This window comes from Anaerobacillus sp. MEB173 (assembly GCF_052119505.1).
Taxonomy (GTDB): Bacteria; Bacillota; Bacilli; order Bacillales; family JBJMAU01; genus JBJMAU01.
On sequence record NZ_JBJMAU010000068.1, the window covers coordinates 1 to 467 of the forward strand.

The 467-nt window shown below is 37.0% G+C and carries 1 pseudogene; it reads right to left on the reverse strand.

From position 1 onward, the window contains the following. Positions 1–467: pseudogene (locus tag ACJ2A9_RS23800) on the reverse strand (hypothetical protein); the annotation flags it as partial.

The following is a 467-nucleotide window of genomic DNA, read 5'->3' on the forward strand; positions in this document are numbered from 1 at the left end:
TCTTCAGCTGCTTCGTCTGTTTCTGTTTCTACTGCTTCTACAATCTCTTCTGGTACAACTTCGATATCTTCGTCTGTTACTATATCAACTACTAGGTTCTCATCTCCAGTATTTTCGCCTTCCAATTGATCGTTTGATGAGAAATAATTCGATAGATATTGATTATAGTAATCAATTAAACTATCATATTTTGAGATTAATGAATGATATGTTCCTTGAATCCAGTCATTGTCAACATTGGTACTTTCGTCCACATCAACTTCATCATTTAAACCGACTTCATCTTCTGTTCCTTCGTCTTCTAAGGCATCTTCTTCTGCTTCTGTTCCTTCATCTTCTAAGACATCTTCTGCTTCTGTTCCTTCATCTTCTAAGACATCTTCTGCTTCTGTTCCTTCATCTTCTAAGGCATCTTCTGCTGCTTCTGTTCCTTCATCTTCTAAGACATCTTCTTCTGCTTCTGTTCC